This window comes from Streptomyces lasalocidi (assembly GCF_005280215.1).
GTDB lineage: Bacteria > Actinomycetota > Actinomycetes > Streptomycetales > Streptomycetaceae > Streptomyces > Streptomyces longwoodensis.
Genome location: NZ_SZNQ01000001.1, coordinates 6,240,147 through 6,258,061, shown reverse-complemented (window position 1 = coordinate 6,258,061; position 17,915 = coordinate 6,240,147). Strand labels below are relative to the sequence as shown.

At 68.9% G+C, this 17,915-nt stretch carries 17 protein-coding genes and 2 pseudogenes; 5 read left to right on the top strand and 14 right to left on the bottom strand.

Features of this window, described 5'->3' with window-relative positions:
* Window positions 1-374 precede the first annotated feature (374 nt).
* The 5 genes from E4U91_RS28250 to E4U91_RS28235 form a co-directional block, all read right to left on the bottom strand.
* Entirely contained in the window at window positions 375-716 is a 342-nt protein-coding gene (locus tag E4U91_RS28250; protein WP_137309435.1) for a hypothetical protein, read from the bottom strand.
* Window positions 713-904: a hypothetical protein gene (locus tag E4U91_RS28245; RefSeq protein WP_137309434.1), complete on the bottom strand. Its 192-nt coding sequence runs from the start codon at window positions 902-904 to the stop codon at window positions 713-715. The genes E4U91_RS28250 and E4U91_RS28245 overlap by 4 nt, the downstream gene beginning before the upstream one ends.
* 61 nt (window positions 905-965) lie before the next feature.
* Window positions 966-2,951: a protein NO VEIN domain-containing protein gene (locus E4U91_RS28240; RefSeq protein WP_137309433.1), complete on the bottom strand. Its 1,986-nt coding sequence runs from the start codon at window positions 2,949-2,951 to the stop codon at window positions 966-968.
* The gene (locus E4U91_RS38635) at window positions 2,948-3,097 is read right to left on the bottom strand and encodes a hypothetical protein (RefSeq protein WP_206666909.1); all 150 of its coding nucleotides are present in this window, start codon (window positions 3,095-3,097) and stop codon (window positions 2,948-2,950) included. The genes E4U91_RS28240 and E4U91_RS38635 overlap by 4 nt, the downstream gene beginning before the upstream one ends.
* Before the next feature lie 258 nt (window positions 3,098-3,355).
* On the bottom strand, window positions 3,356-6,250 hold the full coding sequence (locus E4U91_RS28235) for an ATP-binding protein (RefSeq protein ID WP_137309432.1): 2,895 nt from the start codon (window positions 6,248-6,250) through the stop codon (window positions 3,356-3,358).
* Between the two features lie 511 nt (window positions 6,251-6,761).
* Here E4U91_RS28235 and E4U91_RS28230 point away from each other — a divergent pair.
* A complete protein-coding gene (locus E4U91_RS28230; RefSeq protein WP_137309431.1) occupies window positions 6,762-7,034 on the top strand; it encodes a helix-turn-helix domain-containing protein in 273 nt (90 codons plus the stop codon).
* 432 nt (window positions 7,035-7,466) lie between these two features.
* Here E4U91_RS28230 and E4U91_RS28225 read toward each other — a convergent pair whose 3' ends face one another.
* The 4 genes from E4U91_RS28225 to E4U91_RS28195 form a co-directional block, all read right to left on the bottom strand.
* The gene (locus tag E4U91_RS28225) at window positions 7,467-7,880 is read right to left on the bottom strand and encodes a hypothetical protein (RefSeq protein WP_137309430.1); all 414 of its coding nucleotides are present in this window, start codon (window positions 7,878-7,880) and stop codon (window positions 7,467-7,469) included.
* 249 nt (window positions 7,881-8,129) lie between these two features.
* Window positions 8,130-9,314 carry an IS701 family transposase gene (locus tag E4U91_RS28215; protein ID WP_137309429.1) on the bottom strand — a complete coding sequence of 395 codons (1,185 nt, stop codon included), beginning with the start codon at window positions 9,312-9,314 and terminating at the stop codon, window positions 8,130-8,132.
* Window positions 9,315-10,031: 717 nt separating this feature from the next.
* A complete protein-coding gene (locus E4U91_RS28205; protein ID WP_137309428.1) occupies window positions 10,032-10,253 on the bottom strand; it encodes a hypothetical protein in 222 nt (73 codons plus the stop codon).
* A gap of 357 nt (window positions 10,254-10,610) precedes the next feature.
* Window positions 10,611-11,081: an ATP-binding protein gene (locus tag E4U91_RS28195; RefSeq protein ID WP_241678705.1), complete on the bottom strand. Its 471-nt coding sequence runs from the start codon at window positions 11,079-11,081 to the stop codon at window positions 10,611-10,613.
* A 175-nt stretch (window positions 11,082-11,256) separates the two neighbouring features.
* On the opposite strand from E4U91_RS28195, the gene E4U91_RS28190 reads away from it, so the two are divergent.
* On the top strand, window positions 11,257-11,616 hold the full coding sequence (locus tag E4U91_RS28190; protein WP_241678704.1) for an STAS domain-containing protein: 360 nt from the start codon (window positions 11,257-11,259) through the stop codon (window positions 11,614-11,616).
* A gap of 220 nt (window positions 11,617-11,836) precedes the next feature.
* Here E4U91_RS28190 and E4U91_RS28185 read toward each other — a convergent pair whose 3' ends face one another.
* The gene (locus E4U91_RS28185) at window positions 11,837-12,301 is read right to left on the bottom strand and encodes an ATP-binding protein (RefSeq protein WP_137309426.1); all 465 of its coding nucleotides are present in this window, start codon (window positions 12,299-12,301) and stop codon (window positions 11,837-11,839) included.
* A gap of 175 nt (window positions 12,302-12,476) precedes the next feature.
* Here E4U91_RS28185 and E4U91_RS28180 point away from each other — a divergent pair, with 175 nt between their 5' ends.
* Both E4U91_RS28180 and E4U91_RS28175 read left to right on the top strand, forming a co-directional pair.
* Complete coding sequence (locus E4U91_RS28180) at window positions 12,477-12,854, top strand: STAS domain-containing protein (protein ID WP_137309425.1); 378 nt, start codon at window positions 12,477-12,479, stop codon at window positions 12,852-12,854.
* A gap of 60 nt (window positions 12,855-12,914) precedes the next feature.
* Window positions 12,915-13,079 (top strand): hypothetical protein, encoded by a 165-nt coding sequence (locus tag E4U91_RS28175; protein WP_174867870.1) that lies wholly within the window; start codon window positions 12,915-12,917, stop codon window positions 13,077-13,079.
* On the opposite strand, the pseudogene E4U91_RS28170 reads toward E4U91_RS28175, so the two are convergent.
* Window positions 13,028-13,587 (bottom strand): annotated as a pseudogene (locus tag E4U91_RS28170) (transposase); the annotation flags it as partial. The gene E4U91_RS28175 and the pseudogene E4U91_RS28170 sit on opposite strands and share 52 nt — an antisense overlap.
* Before the next feature lie 55 nt (window positions 13,588-13,642).
* Window positions 13,643-14,281 carry a TetR family transcriptional regulator gene (locus E4U91_RS28165; RefSeq protein WP_137309424.1) on the bottom strand — a complete coding sequence of 213 codons (639 nt, stop codon included), beginning with the start codon at window positions 14,279-14,281 and terminating at the stop codon, window positions 13,643-13,645.
* A 67-nt stretch (window positions 14,282-14,348) separates the two neighbouring features.
* Between E4U91_RS28165 and E4U91_RS28160 the strand changes: the two genes are divergently transcribed.
* On the top strand, window positions 14,349-15,284 hold the full coding sequence (locus tag E4U91_RS28160; RefSeq protein WP_137311033.1) for a zinc-binding dehydrogenase: 936 nt from the start codon (window positions 14,349-14,351) through the stop codon (window positions 15,282-15,284).
* Between the two features lie 59 nt (window positions 15,285-15,343).
* On the opposite strand, the gene E4U91_RS28155 is transcribed toward E4U91_RS28160, so the two are convergent.
* Both E4U91_RS28155 and E4U91_RS28150 read right to left on the bottom strand, forming a co-directional pair.
* Window positions 15,344-16,084 (bottom strand): dienelactone hydrolase family protein, encoded by a 741-nt coding sequence (locus E4U91_RS28155; protein ID WP_137309423.1) that lies wholly within the window; start codon window positions 16,082-16,084, stop codon window positions 15,344-15,346.
* A 469-nt stretch (window positions 16,085-16,553) separates the two neighbouring features.
* Window positions 16,554-17,791 (bottom strand): annotated as a pseudogene (locus tag E4U91_RS28150) (PP2C family protein-serine/threonine phosphatase).
* Window positions 17,792-17,915 lie beyond the last annotated feature (124 nt).

The window sequence follows — 17,915 nt, the reverse complement described above, 5'->3', positions numbered from 1 at the left end:
TCTTCGGGATCTGCAATCCGATCACTAGAGGCCCCCAACTGCCTCGCGCACAGTGACACGTCGGCGGACTGTACAGCAGTGAGATCAGACGGTGGCTCGGGCGGAATGCGCCCCCGACGCGCGTGCCTGCGCTACACCGTTTTGAGGTGTGGGATGGCTTCTTGCACCGATCCCACCCACGCGGCGGCCGCGATAGCCAGCCGCGAATAGGCTCGCATGCGGCTGGCCCTTGCCGACCGAGTGCAGTGCGAGCAGCGGGGTTTGGATACCTATGACCGCATCCTCGGCGTCATCGACGGCGGGCTTTCCTCCGATGAGAGAGTCGCCTGACGGCCAGCAAGCAGACCACGAAGGGCCGGGACCCTGCGGCTCACTCACTTCGGCACGTCCGGCAGCGCCGGCACCGTCGAGATGGACTGGATGGTGGACTCCCACTCCCCGGTCCGCGTGTTCTTGAACCGAAGATGCAGCACCTCGAACTCGTCCGGCACCCAGTCGAACTCGCCGACCTCGTCCTGGTCGAAGATCTGGTGCTCCGCGAACAGCTTGGCGAGCTCGATGTCCGTGGACGCCTGCATGATGAACTTGCCAACCTTAACAACGTGCATCACCGGACGACCCTGCGCCTCCGCCACCCGGACGCTCTCCCAAAACGGCTCGTACCTCCTGGCGGACTTGGTCATCCCAACCCACTCGTCGCGCCTGATCTCGCTCACTTCGGCCCCTCCAGCTTGCTCGTCATCACCGGCGTCCAGCTCTGCACATACTCCACCTTCGGCGGCTTTACGACCGCCAGGCGGTTGGCCCCCTGCACGGGCTCCGCTTCCGCCTCCACGCGCAGCGCCGCGTGACCGTGCAGAGCCACCGGCTCGGCTCGGCCGTGCCCACTCAGTGTCCAACCCATGCTTGCCAAGCTCGTCAACAAGGCCGACGTCTCACAGCCAGCCGGGCCCGAACTTATTGATTCAGCCAATGTTGCAGCGGAGCCTCAGCTGGGTGCTAACCAGTTCGTAGCCTGCGAGGTCCGGAGCGCCGAATGGGTTGGGCAGGACGGTGATGGCGCGGCGGTCGCGGTCGAAGACATGGGAGACGTACACGATGAAGTACGTCTCGCCCGGGGCCAGCCGGGAAGCGCGTCGTACCTCCGACTCGCCCAGGATGATCTCTCCGCTGTCGCCCGTGGACGCCTTGACCTCGTAGAGGTAGGCCGCGTCGCCGTCGTGGATGAGGAAGTCGTAGCCGAGCCTGTCGTCCCCCGGCTGTGCTCCGGCGAGTCCGTGCACGCGCAGGCTGGACTTCCATGAGTCCTGTGGTTCGACGCCGAACTGCTTGTGCAGCCAGGCGGCCACCACCGCCTCCCCCGCTACGCCCACCGGCACGGTGCGGTCTTGGTCGTTGCCCGCGGCCTGGTAGGAACCGCCCTGCGATCCCGTTCCGGGCTGTGACGGGGTGCGCGGCCGGGGAACGCGGGGAGCGAGCGTGGTCACGGCCGTGGCCGAAGTGGTGCGTTGTTCCGGTGTCAGGTCCGCGGCCACCTCACGGACCAGTGCGGCCAGGTCGTCGGGGCCCGCCGGGACGAGCCTGCCGTTCAGGGCCACTTGGGGGCCGGGCACGGGTGCTCCCGACTGGCCTGAGCCCGCGGCCATGCCGCTGTTCCCGGCAGGCGCCGACGAGCGCGTCGGGGACAGCCCGAGTTGGGCGCGCCGGTCCGACAGGGGCATGTCCGTCGGCCAGTGGCCGTGGTGGCTGAGCCAGGTGATCAACGCCTCCGTGGATAGGACCTCGAAGTCCAGCAGCCCTTCGTCGTCCAGCGCTCGTAGCACCTCCTGCGGGGGCGGCGGCACCACGGTGTTGCTCGTCGGGTGCAGACGCTGCCATTCCTGGATCAGCTGCCGTAGACGCGGCAGGTGCTGGTGGACGGCGGTGGTGGATGCTTCGCGGACCTCGGTGAGCGGCGGCAGCGCGCGGGACGTCGGCGGTTGCGCGGGGAGCGATCGGGTCAGCCAGGCGTCCGCGTGAGCTTGGAGGAGCTGGTCGGTGAGGTCCCAGAGTGTCGTGTGCCAGGTCGGGTCCGGCGCGAGTGTGGGCAGGCCCCGCAGGCGCACGTAGGCGGCCAGGGACCGGCCGGAGCAGTGGACGTCGGCGTGGGCGTCCCTGATCCGCTCGGCGAGTGCGGGACGGTTTCGCTGGAGCCAGGTCGCGGACTGCCGTTCGTGCCGGTCGGTGTTGTCGATCTGCGGCAGACTCAGTGCGCGCCAGGCGCGGTTGGCCGCGGCCAGGGTTACGGACAGGGCCCTCAGCTGCCGTTCCGGATCGTCGTCGAGGAGCCGCATGAGGCGTTCCGCGTCGGGTGCGGCGGTACGGGCGGTGAGCCATGCCAGGAGGGCTGCACGGTCGGGGAATTCCTCGACGCGCTGTTGGAGTTCCTCCGCGAGGTCGAGGTCGAGGCAGGCGAGGAGCGGCACGAGCCGGGCGCTGCCGGAGCGCTGCGAGGCCCGCTCGGCGAGGACGGCGCGCAGCTGGTGCTGCCGTAGCTCCAGGACGTCCGCGAGATTCTCCTCGGACACGTCGTCCGTCTTCAGGCCCCGCTCCTCCAGCCGGGTCAGTGCCTCCCACAGGATGTCCGCGAGGTAGGGCGCACGGATGAGAGCGGCCAGGGCGGGGGCGGCGGTACGGAGCACCCGCCAGCCGGTGCGCGGCCCGCTGTGCCCCACGACGACACAGGGCCGGTCGGGGTGCGGGTGAAGCAGGGCGCGGTCCGTGCCGTTCTCGGTGAGACGGTGTCCGGCGATCCAGACGACGGCCTCGTCGGCCACGGTCACCTCACAGCGGCGCAGCAGCCCGGTCGACTCGGCCACGGTCACAGGCTCCGTCCGGGACGCACGCTCCTCGTCGAACTCCACCAGGGCCGCGACCAGAGTGAGCAGCCAGGGGCCCGCGTACTGGGTCAAGGCAGGCGCATCGCCTCACGGACGGGCAGCCCGTCGACCTGGATGTCGTGTGCGGCGTCGCTGCACCGTTGGACGTCGAACGTCGCCCCATGGTCGAGGAAGGCGTGGACCCGGGCGCCCAGCGCCCTGTCCCTGATCGGGATCACAGGTACCGGGACGCGGTCCAGGAGGGCCCGGTTCTGGGCGCCGTCCGGGTCCGGGACGAAGACCGTCTCGTCCGTCTCCGTCAGGTCCAGCGGTTCGAGGGCACCGGCCCGGTGGACCAGCAGCCGGTGCTGTGGCGTGGCGGGCCCGCCGTCGGCGGTACGTGTGCCGCCGTCCGCGGGCAGCAGCTGGGCCCATGCCTTCTCATACTCCTGCCCGATCTCGTGCGCGTGCCTGCCTTCACGCAGGTGCGGGCCGGCCTACACCAGGTTGGGCAGATGGCCGAGCCGGTCGAGCGCGGTGCCGGGGTCGTCCCAGGCGCGGATGCCGATCAGGCCGAGGCGTGCCACGAGCTTGGCGGACCGCCTGCTGCGCAAGGTTGCGGGCACCACGCCGAGGAACGGCGGCGGGGACTGAGCGCCCTGCCACCACCAGGTCCGGCCCGCCGTGGCGAACACGATCCCCTCAGCGGGGGCGCCCGGGACGGTGGTCTGCGGGATCCACGGCGCGTGAGCGAGGAAGGCGGCCAACGGAGTGGGCCAGGGGGTACCCGCGGAGTCGGTGTGGCGTACGAAATGCATCTCCAGCGCGGAGTCCGGCCACGAGAAAGCGAGGCCGTGCACAATGAGTTCGGCGTAGAGCCTGCGGTCCTCCTCACCGAAGGCGGCGTAGTCGTCCTGTCCAGGCAGCACGTCCGCGGAACGGGCGCGTGAGTGGTAGGCCACCTTGAGGTAACCGACCCGCCGCCGGTTCGGCCAGCGCTCGGCGGTCGTCCGCCACTGCGGCAGCAGATCCCGCCGGTTCGGAACCCAGAAACGAGCGGGCCAGTTGAGATCCTGGCCCCGCACTTCGGTGCGGAAGACCTCGTGCCGGGGACGCAGGCCGTGAGCGACGCCGTGCCGTTCGAGGAAGCGCCCCATGGCCTCGACGGGGAGCGTGTCCCCGCACAGCTCCTCGGGGCGCGGGAGGAGACGCTGCTCCGTCTGGGTGAGTACGGACGACAGTCCCCGGACGCGCTCCAGGAACCGGGTCAGAGTGTCATCGATGGAAGAGTGCTCACCGGGCCATCCCGGCCCGAACATGGCACGGCTCGCCTCCTGCCAGCCGCCCCGGGTCGGTACGCGGAGATCCTTCAGCTGCGGAGCCCTGCGCCCCTCGGTCTCCAGCGCGTGGGAGACCGCGCAGGCGTAGCGAAGGCAGGCCAGGCGCACGCCGTCCTCGACTCCGCCCTCTCCGTCCGCCCTCAGTGCCGCGGCCACGACCTCGAGCACCCGGTCGGCTCCGTACTCATGGACGAGGCCGGCGGTCCTGAGCCAGGTGCGGCCCTGCGCTCTGCGCTTGCGGCCCTTGCCGGTCCAGGCGATGCCCTCGTGTACGAAGTGCAGACGGCCGGACAGCCCGTCGGGCAGGGCCGGAAGGGAGCCGCCCCGCGGGGACTCGCGGTCGAAGAAGACGCCTTCCCCGCCAGCCGGTGCCGGCGACGCCGACCCGGATGTGAGAACGATCCGTTTGCCGGTCAGGTCCGAGCCGTCGGGGAACTCCTGCGAGAGGTCGTAGTAGAAGTCCGCCCACCATCCAGGGTCGAAGGGGGCACTGGCGGCGACCTCGGCAAGCCGCTCCGCCCAGGAGGCGAGGCGCTCCGGCGGCGGTTCGAGGCGCGTGCCCACACTCCTCGCGAGAGACACCAGCCATCGCAGCCGTACGGAATGCAGCTGCGGGTCGAGGAGATCGGTGACCCCACTGGCGGCGACCGCGTGCGGGGTGAAGGCCGTGGCGTGCTCCTTGCCTTCCCACAGCACTGCCCGGTGCAGAGAGGTGCGCGTGCCGGACGCCGTGGCGATCACAGGGATGAACGGGACCTGGGCGATGCCGTGGCCCAGCCGCTGGAAGGCGGAAGTGAGCCGGGGCAGTGCCGTGGGCGACCGCCAGCACATCAGGTCGACCAGCGCTCCGGCGGGAACGGGGGCCCGTCCCTCGGCCGTGGCGAGCACCGCGCGGGCACACGTCTCGGCCACGGTGTCGAGCAGCAGGCCATTCCACGGCACGGCCTCGTTGAATGAGCGCCGGTTCATTTCGGCGAAGAACGGGGCGTGAACGAAGCCGCGCAGGGGCGCCGGGATCTGCTCGCCCATCGGCAGGAAGGTGTACAGCCGCCCCTCCCGCAGGGGATCGGCGACCGGTACGGCGACGCGAACCTCGGCCTTCTTCTCCCAGGCCATCCAGTCGCGTCGCATCCCGCTCTTCTTGATCGACGCGGTGAGCGCCTCCCGGGCGCGGTCCGGGTCGACCTTCCCGCAGACGACGATCAGTCGCATCCGCCGACGCAAGGTGACCAGCTGCACCTTCAGGCCGCGGGTCTGGTGCAGCACCTCCACCTGGCGGTCATACGTCTTGCCCCGGGTTTTCCCTGCGACCCGCCGCTCCAGCCGGACACGTTCCAGGCGGTCAAGAAACAGCTCGAACGGGGTGCTGTCGTCCATGAGTTCCCGCACCTGCACCCTGGCGGCCGAGCGCGCGTCGGCCGACTTCAGCGGCAGACGGACGATGGTGACGAAGCCCCGGCGCACGAAGTTGTGGACGCTCTTCGGTACCTCCTCTAGGAAGACCGGCACCTTCAACGTGAGCAGGTTCTCCTTCAAGTAGTCGTCAAACCCGGCGCGTTCGGGTGCCACCTCCCGGGCGAGCGCGTCGTAGTCATCGAGCCGGGCGAACCGGAAGGTGAACCCGTCGGGGACCCGGGATCCCTCCCTGGCCACGCTGTAGATCTCGGGCGCGTCGCACAGGTGCAGCACGCTCTTGAAGCCCACGCCCTTGTGGCCGATCCCGGCGTCGGCACGCTTGCTGGACAGGGCGATGCTGCACAGGTCCTTGAAGTTCTTGCCGCCGAACGGCTTGCCGCCATTGGCCACATAGAGGGTGCCGTGCTCACCCTCGTCCTCGTCCAGCCGGATCTCGATACGTCCGTCGGCGGCGCCGGCCAGGTGCGCGTCGTGCGCGTTCTGCAACAACTCGATGAGCACCCGGCCCTCGTACTCGGGCGCGATGATCGTCTCGGCCACCGCCTTGGCCTCGCGTGCCGCGTCCCGGCCGTCGTCCCAGTCCCGCAGACAGCCCCGCACCTCGACCAGTGCCTTGTCGTGAACGCGCTTACGCACCGCGGCCCTACGGCGCTCCCGCACCCGCTCCACCGACCCCCGCCGACCCCCCGCTGCCATACCGCTGCTCCCCACCCCCGTGCGCCTCCGCCCCGCTCTGCCGGTGATCCTACTGACCGGGAAGGAGCCCTGAAGGGCGTTTGACACGAGCCGCCCTGTGATTCCGCAGCACCTGCAAAGCGGCGCAACATAGCGCGGGATTGCCGGTTAGCCAAACCGGCAATCCAGCGGATCATTAATGGCCCACCGCCAACACCTGCTCGCATGTCGGAAGGAATCGCGAAGATGACACCAGATCGACTCCGAGAGCCAAGATCCCTGGTCCCCCTTCAGCTCTCTGTAGCACGCAACGACCCCGTCACCGATCGGTGCGCTCTCTCAGCTGGTATCGGTGTAACCGCTACCGGCCCTTGCCGCTGTGCCGTTTTTGCCAGCTGACTCCGCAGTACGGGGCCCCAGCCACCGACTCTAAAAATAGCGATACCGCCTGAGCAAGGAGAAACACTTCGAAATGCATCAAGAAAGCAAAGCGCCGTCAGGCCCCCGATACAGCCCTATCCGCATTCGGGCTACCTGGGACGGAACAGGGAGCGTGGAAGATGCATCAAGGGCACTGGGATTCTCACGAGCGAAGGGCTACGACCTTATTCGTCGCGGAGAGTTCCCCTGCCGCGTGCTGCGCATCGGCCGTACGACACGTGTCGTCACCGCGTCCCTGCTCCGCGTGCTCGAGAGCGGGCTGCCTGAATACAACGGTACCCATGCCGACCGCGACACGTCGTAGCACGATTCGCGCAGAAGCCCCGATGGGGTGCTTCCCGAACGGCTTCGTCGTATCAAGGGCTCCGAACGCTCGAGAGAGGTAAAGTCGACAGTTGTGCCCATCGGGGACGCCCCACTCCCTTGTGCGCCCCCTGCAGAAGCCCCGTCGGGTATGGATCCCCGACGGGGCTTCGCCGTATCACCGACATCTCACAGCGCGCTCGCCCATACAGGCTGCGGCCCCCTGGGCGCCGGGGCTCCCTAATCAGTGTCTGCAAATCGCTGCCGGACGAGGAGAAGAAGTACAGGGCGTTCCCCTAGCCTGGGCCCACGTTGCCGTCGAGATCCCTACTCCCTACCAGCGCTCCTCGGGAAGCGGGCGGCCGCTTAGACCTCACCGAGGAGTTACCTCCCGCACAAACGCTGCCTCTGCTGACCGAGTTCGGGAGGAGAGTCAGCGGTGACCGGGCATGATCGGATCGGTGGGTTCGACGGCCATGTATGTCTCGGCCGTCCTCGCCTCCAGCACCCCGCCTCTGGCTTCGGGCCCTTCCACCACGAGGGGAGCACCGCGCAGGAGTCCGGCTGGCACCTCTTGGGTCCTGTACGCGTTGGCCATCTCCCGCCTGACCGTCACCAGTCGCTCGTCCTCGCGCTCGTAGAAGGTGCGCCGCGCTTTGCGGCTCATCTCCTCACGTTCCTCGTCCGCGCCGCGCCGCACGAGGAACGGAGCCGCAGGGAACAGGGGCTCCTCCGCTGGGATCTCCGTCTGCATCTGGTGCAGATGGGCGCAGGCCGCGTACAAGCCACGCGACAGGCCAAGGTGGAGGCCAATACCGGGGATACGCCCGACCACGAACTCCTTCACGGTCGAGTGCTGTTCCTGCCGAAGCCGCTCGTAAGGCACCCCTCTGGCCAGCACACGCCTGCGTAGATCGCGGGTCCCGGCATCTAGTACTGCAACGGTGCTTGTCCTGAGTGCTGGGCAGTTCTCAGGGGCTGTGGCCGCGTCGTCTGTAGTGACTGATGCGTGCCTGGTGTTGGCGTCTGCGGCGCCATGTCGACCAGTGCAGGATGTGGTCGACCGGCACCGGTCGGCGGTCGGTGAGGCGGGTGATCAGTCGTCGGATCTCGGCGAGGCTGAGGTGGATAAGCTGGGAGGATCCGTTTCTGCTTTCTCTGCATCCAGCTGGCGGGATCGCAGGACGGTGAGGCAGGCGTGGGCTGCCATGGCGAGGGTCATGTGGCGGTGCCAGCCGGGATAGCGGCGGACCTGGTAGTCGTCCAGGCCGCACTCCTGTTTCGCGGTCTGGAAGCATTCCTCGACGGCCCAGCGGCTGCCCGCGATGCGTATGAGTTCGTCCAGTGTGGTGTCGGTGGGGCAGTAGGCGATGTAGTAGGAGATCTCCTCGAGCCTGCTGACGCTGCGGCGGGCGAGGACCCAGTGCCGGCGGTCTTCACGGTGCCAGGGCCTGACCTCGACGCGGGCCCAGTCGAAGATCCGCCGGCCGTGTGCCTCTTCGCCGCAGGAGCGGCGTTTCCACTTCTGCCGCGGCAGGCCGGGAAACAGGTCGTGGACGGGGTGGTCGATGGACCAGCGGGTGACGACGGTGTCGTGCCTCGTTGTGGCCATGACGTGGAAGATGTCGGCCTGCTCGAGCTCGAACCGCCAGCCCTTGCTGTAGCCGTAGGCAGCGTCCGCCGTCACCCAGCTGAACGGGATCCGGTCCGCGACGGCCTTGCGGACCATCGCCTTGGCCATGGCCACCTTCGTGGCGAAGCCGACCTCGTCGCCGATGCCGGCCCGGCGGCAGCGTTCCCGGTCGTCCGTCCACGAGGTGGGCAGATACAACCGCCGGTCAATCAGCGTGCGGCCGCGGCCGGTGGCGTAGGCGAGGAACACACCGATCTGACAGTTCTCGGTGCGGCCGGCGGTTCCGGAGTACTGCCTTTGCACCCCGGCCGAGCGCAGGCCCTTCTTCAGGAAGCCGGTGTCGTCGACGATCAGCACGGCGTCCCGGTCGCCGAGGTGTTCCACCACGTAGTCGCGGACGTCGTCCAGTACTTCGTCGGCGTCCCACTCGATCCGGTTCAGCAACCGGTGGAGACGGTCCGGGCCTGCGTGCCCTGCCTCCTCCGCCAGCGTCCAACCGTTCTTCCGCTCCAGCGGTGCGACCAGGCCTCGCATGTAAGCGAGCGCCGACTGGCGCGGCTCTTCCCGGTTGAACCGGTGCACGAACCGGTCATGCAGAGCGCCCAGTTCACCCGCCCACAGTCTGATATCAGCAAGGTCCCCACCCATGACCACACCAACGACTGAGCTGGCCAGCAGTCACGGCAAAGACCGTTGCAGTACTAGTCCCTGCGATCGTCTCGCTGTGCACCACCGCGTACCGTTTCGGCGTGGCGGAGACCGAGCAAATGTGGCTCCCATTCACCCAGGCGGGCCAAAGCACCCGACGTACCGGATGACTGAGGAACTCGGGGTGAGGGGGAAACGGCTGTTTCAGACCGCACCCTCATGGCGACAAATGATCTTCACTGACGTCGGAGAACAACCGATCTGACCGACGTCCTCGTATCCGATCCCTTGGAACTGCCCGCCCTCCAGGAACATCTCGTGCCGGGTTGCTGGCGTATCCGGGTCATTCCCCCTCGACGGCGGTCACGGCCTCGCCAGCTCAAGGCCCGCCACGACTACGAGAACCGGGTCAGCCCGCTCACGCCGGGGCCATGATCGTTCTCGGCGCCAACCGCTGTACCGATGTTCCCCGAGGTTGTCCGCGAAGAGGCTCGGACACAGGTCCGCGTCATGACCGCGACCATCGAACTCACGTTCATCAAGAGCGCCTGCTGTCGGTGCCGGCCCGGCTGTCTCTGGCCCCGACCGGCTCCGCTCCAGGCTTCTGGACGGTGCCTAGTGGCCCCGCTCCCGTGATCTTCTACGCGAGATCCCCACACCGGCGGACGCGCTGGACTCGTGCTGGGGCCGGCTCACCCAATCACTGTGAACCCGACCTCATGGCTCCCACTGGTCGGCGCCCCCGCCGAGCCACTTGATGAGCGGGGAGGCTGCGATCTGGTCCTCGTCCGCCAGGCCCTCACGCAGGTCCGCTCGATGGAGGAAGACGACCAAGTCCCACAACCCGTGAGCGCGGCCGACCGGCACACCGCGGATGTACACGGGCCGGCCGCCCTCGCTGCTGGGTGGGCCGACGGTCACGGGCTGCGTACCGCTCATGATGGCCATGGTCACGTGACATGCGCCGTGAGCCTTCACCCGCTGAGGGTGACTGACCGCCCACGTCCCCGCAGGACGCCTGATGCGCTGAACATGCGGGCGGGGCTGTCATGCCACTGCACTCTCTGCGGATCGTCGAGAGCAGCGTCCGGGTCGGCGACGCCGGCGCTTTCGAGGAACACGATCACGTCCTGCTCGCTGTAGGAGGTGCCGTGGACATGGCCGTGGCGGTGCAGGGGCACTTGCCGGCCGCCCGCAGCCGGGAGGGGCGGTGCACGATGATCGGCGCGCTGCTCATGCATGTCATCTCGCCCCGGGGCCGGGCCGGCGGGCGGTTCCAGCCCGGTGATCTGCGGGCTACGTCATGCTGGGAGCGTCGTCCAGGGCGATACGGGCCGTGATGCGTTTGCCGACGGGTTCCTGCTCTATGAACAGGCTCTCGATGACGGCCTGGACGATTTCCAGGCCGTGCTGGCCGATCCTGCCGGGATCGGTTCTGCGGGCTGCGGGAACGGTGGGCTCGCTGTCCCACACCACGATGTCGACCGCGCGCACGCTCACCCGCAGCTCCACCAGGACGGGCCCGGGGGCGTACTTGCGGGCATTGGTCACCAGCTCGCTCACCACCAGCTGCGTCAGGTCCCCCGCGCGGGCGGAGACCGGCACCTGATGGCCGGAGCGGGCCTGGTCGAGGAAAGCAGCGGCATGGTGGCGAGCGTCCGCGATGCACCCGCCGTCTGTGGTCAGGGCGAAGCCGGTCCGCATCAGGCACTCGCCCGGCCCACTACAGTCATCGTCATCAGCACGCTCCACCGGCGCCGTCCTCATCTCGCGTCCATCGCGCGTAAGTCTCCGCTATCTCGCCGGGTACACAGCAACGGCCTGACTACACACACGGAGACCAATTCCCCGTCACGCGATCATGCACCCATGTAGGTGCATCCGGCCGGGGGGGCGGGCACAATCACCCCCACCGACCCGCCCGAGCGTAAGCGAGGAGACAGTGACCCACACCGACCATGCCGACCGCCCGCTGAGCGTCGAGCAGCGCATCGTCGGCGGCACTCGTGTCGTATCTCTGCGCGGTCAGATCGACTACGACGCCAAACAAGTACTCAGCGACGCTTTGCGCACCGATACCGATGCAAGTCCCACGCGGATCGTAGCGGACCTCGGCGAGGTCACCTTCATGGACTCCAGCGGCATCAACATCTTGATCGCCACCCACCGGCAGGTCAGCGGCGCGGGCGGATGGGTGCGCATCGCAGCAGCCCAGGAAGCGGTCCTGGGGGTCCTGCAACTGGTCGGTATCGACGCTCTCATCCCCTGCTACCCGACCGTTGAGCACGCCCTGGCCAGCTGACCCCCGCGGCATAGCGCGAGCGGGGTCGGCGGCAGCGCAGGCCGACACCCCACGCACAAACGCGCAGCCCCGCAGGAAAGCCCGAGACGGCTTGCGCAAACAAGCAGGCAGGGCCCGGGCTCTAACAAAGGCATGCCGGGCCCTGCCGCCGCGGATCCGCAGCGGGGATGACCGCGACACCCTGAATAGCAACAAGATGCGCAGCACGTCACGGTGACCGCTACTGGGGTCTGCGTCCTGAGACGGCGCCTGCGGGGTCGTCGAGGAGGGCGATGCGGACGGTGATGCGTTTGCCGACCGGTTCCATCTGGGCCTCGTAGCCCTGGGCGACCGCCATGACGATCTCCAGCCCGTGCTGGCCCACCCGTCCGGCATCCGCAGCCTTGGCGACCGGCAGCACCGGCGCCGAATCCCACACCGCGATCTCGACGAGGTCGCCGACGATCCTCAGATCCATCAGCACCGGGCCGGGCGCGTATTTGCGGGCGTTGGTGACCAGCTCACTGACGACCAGCTGGGTCACGTCCACGGCGCGCTGCGAGACGGGCAGGCCGTGCTCGGCCTGGACCTGGGTGAGGAACTGGGCGGCCAGGTGGCGTGCCTGGGCAATGCTCGTACCGTCGCCCTCCAGGGCCACGGTGGTCTGTAGGGCCTGCTCGTGCGGCGCCGTGCGGTCATCATTCAACGGACTGGTTTCACCACGGCAGCCTTTCGCTTCCCCGTTCACCCCCGGCGTGTACCCGCGCCGGCCCAGTTCACGCTTCACGCTCCCGCATGACTCCCCCGCTGACACCGCGGCACCGTCCCCACGTGCAGGGCAGTACTTCAAAGCGAAGGTCCTGGTGTGCCAATATCCCCCAATGGCTGAGGGACACATGACGAACACCAAGCAGGCCGCACACACCGGCAGACTGTCGGTCGTGGCCACCGTCACGGACGGCATCCGCGTGCTGAGCCTGTCCGGGGAACTCGACCACGACACCGACGAGACACTGCGCCAGGCGCTGGACGTCACCGGCACCACCCGGCCCCGCATCGTGGTGGACGTGCGGCAGCTCACCTTCATGGACTCCACCGGCATCAACCTCCTCGTCGCCGCCTACCAGACCGTCACCCGGGCCGGTGGCTGGATCCGCCTGGCCTCACCCCCCGAATCCGTCCTGCGTGTCCTGCAGCTCGTCGGCGTTGACGACCTCATCGCGTGCCGGCCCACCCTGCGCGAAGCCCTCACTCCCTGAACGCTGCCAGCACCCCGAGCACGCGGGTGCCTCAGCGGGCCGTGCGGAAGGGACCCGGGCATGTCCTGGACTCTGCCCGAGCCGATGCTCACCACCGCCGTGGACAACCCGGCCCTGTCCGCCGGGTGGGCTGCTGAGCCGAAGCGGGACGGCTTCCGCGCCCAGCTCGCCGTTCACACCGGCGAGCGGGTGCTGCGCTCGCAGCAGGGCACTTCCAGATGCTGAAAACACGTCGCGATGAGTGGCGGTGAGGCGTGGTGGCACGCACCGTCACGGATCATGGCCCACAAAACGTGGAGGCGTTGGCGGGCCAGCGCCAGGACCGCCTGCTGGTGCCCCTTTCCTCGTCGCGCTTGCGCCAGTAACACGCCTTGGAGGCCGAACAGCACTTCAGTCTGAACATCGCGGACACGTACATGCTCCGCAGCAGTCCGCGGTGGTAAAGCCGGGGCCTGCGCAGGTTGCCGCTGACGCGTCCGGAGTCACGTGGGACGGGCGCCAGGCCGGCGTATCCGGCGAGCCGATCGGCGCTGCCGAAGGTGTCCATGTCGCCTCCGGTGGCGGCTGTGAACGCGGCGCCGAGTATGACGCCCCTGCCGGGCAGGCTGAGGATCACCTCGGCGTGCGCGTTGCGCGTCAGCGGACCGCGTCCGCGAAGAAGGGATTCCTGAGGTGCTGCGTTCGGCGATCCCGCTCGATCCCGGCGGACGGCGTCGCGGGCCTCACGTGCCAGGTGCTCCTGCGCGGCCGGACTTCGCGTGTCCCGCCGGGACATAGGCCCTGTCCGCTCAGCTGTCCTGTGCTGCCGCTGCTGCGACCGCGGGGATGACCGCGAAGGCTTTGTGCATGTGCTGGATGAGTGCCGCGCGGTCCTGCCGGGTAGCGTCCGATGAGGTCCACGTCTCCAGTGCGCAGTGCCAGGCGGCCAGCATGAGGTCGAGGAGCAGGCGCAGTTCGGTGTGGCCGGGATGCTGTCCGGCCAGCCGGTCCGCCACGATCCGAACGATGTTCGCGGAGACCTCTGAGCAGTGGCGCAGGCTGTGTGCGGTCAGCGCGGGCGTTCGGTCGGCCAGGCTGCGACTGGCCAGGAAGCGCTGTTCCCATCCGTCCGCCATCTGCTCCAGTGCCGCGAACAGCGCGTCTTTGTAGGCGCTGAACAGGTGTTCGCTGGGCAGGGGCCGGTTCTCGATGTATCCGCTGTAGGTGGCCCACAGTTCCTTCTCCGGGGCCAGAGCCACGTCTTCCTTCGAGGTGAACGTACGGAAGAACGTGCGCTTGGAGATCTCGACCGCGTCAACGAGCTCGTCCAGGGTGACCTCAGTGAAGCCGCGTGCGGTGAACAGCTCAAGGGCCGTATCAACCAGCGCTTGGCGGGTCCGGAGCTTTTTTCGTTCGCGCAGCGACAGTTCTTTCTGGTCTTTCTGCATGAGCGAAGCCTACCAGTGGCTGTTGCCCCTTGAAGGCTTATGCTACTCAGTGGCACCATCTCTCGTCATGAAGGCCCTGACGATTGATCACACAGCGCCCGGACACCTTGCGCTCACCACGGTCGCCGACCCCGAACCCGCCGCCCACCAGGCCCTGATCCGGGTCCACTCGTTCTCCCTCAACGCCGGCGAGGTCCACCATGTGATCCCCGAGGGTGACGTCGGCACGGTGCCCGGCTGGGACGCCGCGGGTGTGGTGGTCCAGCCGGCCACTGACGGCTCCGGCCCCGCGGTCGGCACCCCCGTCGTCACGGTGGGGGCAGACGGAGCCTGGGCCGAACTGCGCGCGGTGGACACGCATGTGATCGGTACCGTGCCCGAGGGGACCGACCTCGGCCCGATCAGTGCGCTGCCGGTCGCGGCGGGCACGGCGCTGCGCGCTCTGCACCGTATCGGCCCGATCCTCGGACGGCGCGTGCTGGTGACCGGGGCGGGCGGCGGCGTGGGTCGCTTCACTCTGCAACTCGCGGCCCGAGGCGGCGCACACGTCACCGCGGTGACCAGCGACCCCGCGAAGGGCGACGCACTGCGCGCACTCGGCGCCCACGAAATCGTCACCGACCTGGCCACGCTTGAGCACCTGGAACCGGTACACGGAGTGGTCGAACTGGTCGGCGGCGCCCACATGGTCGCCGCACACGGCGCCCTGACCGAGAACGGCGTGCTGGTCTCCGCAGGCCACATCTCCGGCGACGGGGAGCAGTTCCCCTACGGAGCTCTCTTCGGCCACGGCCGCCGCCACAACCGCCAGATCGCCACCTTCTACCTGCTGGATGATTCCGCAGGGCTGGGTGCCGACCTCACCTGGCTCGCCGCACTCACCGCCCGCGGCGAACTGGACCCGCAAGTGGCCCTGCGCACCGACTGGACGCAGGTAGCGCAGGCAGCCGCTGAACTGGCAGGTCGCCGCGTGCCGGGCAAAGCCGTCATCGATGTCCGCTGAGTGGACAGGTCGATGTTCCGCGGGTGGCTGCGCAGATGATCTGGCGGACTGCGAAGCCATCAGGACGAAGTGCCGGCATCCGACTCCGTTATGGGCAGGCACTCGGCGAGCAGGTCGATGATGTCCCGCCAAGCTCGCTGCGCGTGCTGAGGGTGATGACCGACCCCGGGAAGCACGATGTGGTCGACCGGTGGGTGATGGAAGGCGTGCAGGGCGCCGCCGTAGACCACGAGGCGCCAGTCGGCGCCCGCAGCCTGCATCTCGTCGGTGAATGCGTCCCGTTGGGCGGGCGGCATGATCGGGTCTTCCGACCCGACCCCGGCCCACACCGGGCAGTGAATGCGCGCCGTCTCGCCCGGTCGGCCCGTGGTCAGTCCGTTGACTGTCGCGATCGCGCGCAGGTCGACACCGTCGCGCCCGAGTTCCATTGCGCCCCCGGTGCCGTAGCCGATGGCGGCGATCCGGCCCGGGTCGGTGCGCGGCTCGGCGCGGAGCACGTCGAGTGCCGCGTGGCCGATGCCTCGCATCCGGTCGGGGTCGGCGAGCAGCGGCATGCAACGGGCCAGCATCTCCTCGGGGTCGCCCAAGTAGCGTCCGCCGTGGAGGTCGAAGACCAGCGCCACGTATCCCAGTTCGGCGAGCGCATCGGCCCGGCGGCGCTCGACGTCGCTGAGCCCCATTCCCTCGGGTCCGACCAGGACCGCGGGCCGGCGGTCGACACCGGCCGGGAGCGCGAGGTGCCCGATCATCGTCAGGCCGTCGGCCGCGTATTCGATCGTCCGCGTTGTACCTGTCGTCATGAGCCTGGAGCGTATTGATCGTCGAGCCCGGTCGGGCCCGTGTTCTGCCGCTGGCAGATCCAGGTCTCCGCTGTATCGCGGAACCGCCTCGGCGTTTTCAGCTCGCTGGGCGTCTATCGTCGCCGGGCCGGGGCGATGTGCGCCCAGGCCTCGTTGGGCCGGTGAGCGTCGGCCACGAGATGCGGTGTTGGTGGTCAGTGAGTTGTACAGTCGCCGGGCTGCTCGCCCCGGCCGGGCGCGGGCATCCAGGAGAGGCTGGTCGTTCTGCGCCGGGTGGAACAGCCGGGACACGTGGACCGTCAGGCTGATGGTGGAGATCGGCGTCGACGTCACCGCGGCGTCCAGAGCTCCGGCCGGTGGCGCCACTAGCCCGCTGGCATCCCACCCGCCGATATCCCGACCTTCTGACAGCGACGTTCCGCAATAACGGCCTCTCTGCCCGGCCGGGTCGCGACCACACGCCCAGGGGTCATCGGCCTGGAGTGGTCGGTTCCGTTCCTGACGCTTGTGAGGCGTCGGTGAGGTCGGCGCCGGTGGCGGCGTCCCGCTGGAAGTGGTGGGTGCCGTGCCAGTCCAGGCACATGACGGTCGCGTCGTCCTGCAGATGGCCGTCGTTGGCGTCGACGATCGCCGCGATGAGGGTGCGGGCGGCCTCGCGGGGATGCAGCGGGCGTGTGCGCACGATCAGGTCGGACAGGTCGAGGCTGTCTGCGTCGTGCTCCAGCACGCCGTCGGTCAGCATCACCAGCCGGTCGCCCGGACGCAGGTCCAGCGACTGGACCCGGTAGGTATGAGGGGCGTCGAAACCGAACGGCATGTCGACCATCGGAGTGATCTCCCGCACCTGGCCGTCCCGCATCCGCAGCGGCCAGGGGTGTCCGGCGTTGACGAACTCGGTCCTGCCGTCGATCAGGCTGATGCGCAGGAGCTGGCCGGTGACGTAGCCCTTGTGGCCGTGCTCGCGCATGGCCTGGTCGGCCTGGCGGGCCTGTTCGGCGAGATCGGCACCGGCCCGCCGGGCCCGGCGCAGGGCGCCCACCGCGAGAGTAGCCAGCAGCGCGGCCTGGACATCGTGCCCCATGGCGTCGGTGACGGAGAGCTGGACGGTGTCCCGGTCGATCGCGTAGTCGAAGGTGTCACCTCCGACGTGATCGGCCGGCTCCAGGGCCCCGGCTACCGCGAACTGCGCCGCCTCGCATGCAAGCGAGGCCGGGAGCAGCCGATGCTGGATCTCCGCGGCCAGGTTCAGGGGCTTGGTCCGGCGTCCCCACTGGTACACGTCGGTGAAGGACCGGTTGGCGATGACGATGTACGCCAGCGCGTGCGCGGTCTCGCCGATCTCGCGCATCGTCTTCGCGTCGGGCGCCGTCGGCAGGAAGAGTTCGAGGAGCCCGATGGCGTCCCCGCGGTTGGTCACCGGGGCCACGACCCGCACCAGACTGCCCTTGCCGTCGTCCTGCAGCGCGGTCGCTGGGTGCGGATCACATCGTCGTACAGGGTGCCCCGCAGCGTGATGCGCCGGGCGGGTTCGTCGGTGTCAACGCTGCCCGCCGCCCCCAGCCGCACGACCGAACTGCCGGTGAAGTCGGTGATCAGGAACGACACCGACACCGCTCCGAGGCGCTCCCGGAGCAAGCGCGCGACCACGTCGAGCGACTCCACGGGCGCCGCGGCCTCCGCCGCCTCCAACGTGCCCGCCAAAGTCATCGCCGTGCCCCGGCCGCTTCCGCCCCGGGGAAGACGAGTGGTCTGTTTGCCGTCCGGCCTTCCTGCGGTCACAGCGGCTCCTCCATTGCTCGATGACGCTCAGGGGTACCCGGACAGGTCACAT

Bases quoted from the DNA above. Each gene is read 5' to 3' on its own strand.
- E4U91_RS28245 (WP_137309434.1), bottom strand. From the start codon at position 904: ATGGGTTGGACACTGAGTGGGCACGGCCGAGCCGAGCCGGTGGCTCTG.
- E4U91_RS28230 (WP_137309431.1), top strand. From the start codon at position 6,762: ATGCATCAAGAAAGCAAAGCGCCGTCAGGCCCCCGATACAGCCCTATC.
- E4U91_RS28215 (WP_137309429.1), bottom strand. From the start codon at position 9,314: ATGGGTGGGGACCTTGCTGATATCAGACTGTGGGCGGGTGAACTGGGC.
- E4U91_RS28205 (WP_137309428.1), bottom strand. From the start codon at position 10,253: ATGAGCGGTACGCAGCCCGTGACCGTCGGCCCACCCAGCAGCGAGGGC.
- E4U91_RS28195 (WP_241678705.1), bottom strand. From the start codon at position 11,081: ATGAGGACGGCGCCGGTGGAGCGTGCTGATGACGATGACTGTAGTGGG.
- E4U91_RS28180 (WP_137309425.1), top strand. From the start codon at position 12,477: ATGGCTGAGGGACACATGACGAACACCAAGCAGGCCGCACACACCGGC.
- E4U91_RS28175 (WP_174867870.1), top strand. From the start codon at position 12,915: ATGTCCTGGACTCTGCCCGAGCCGATGCTCACCACCGCCGTGGACAAC.
- E4U91_RS28165 (WP_137309424.1), bottom strand. From the start codon at position 14,281: ATGCAGAAAGACCAGAAAGAACTGTCGCTGCGCGAACGAAAAAAGCTC.
- E4U91_RS28160 (WP_137311033.1), top strand. From the start codon at position 14,349: ATGAAGGCCCTGACGATTGATCACACAGCGCCCGGACACCTTGCGCTC.
- E4U91_RS28155 (WP_137309423.1), bottom strand. From the start codon at position 16,084: ATGACGACAGGTACAACGCGGACGATCGAATACGCGGCCGACGGCCTG.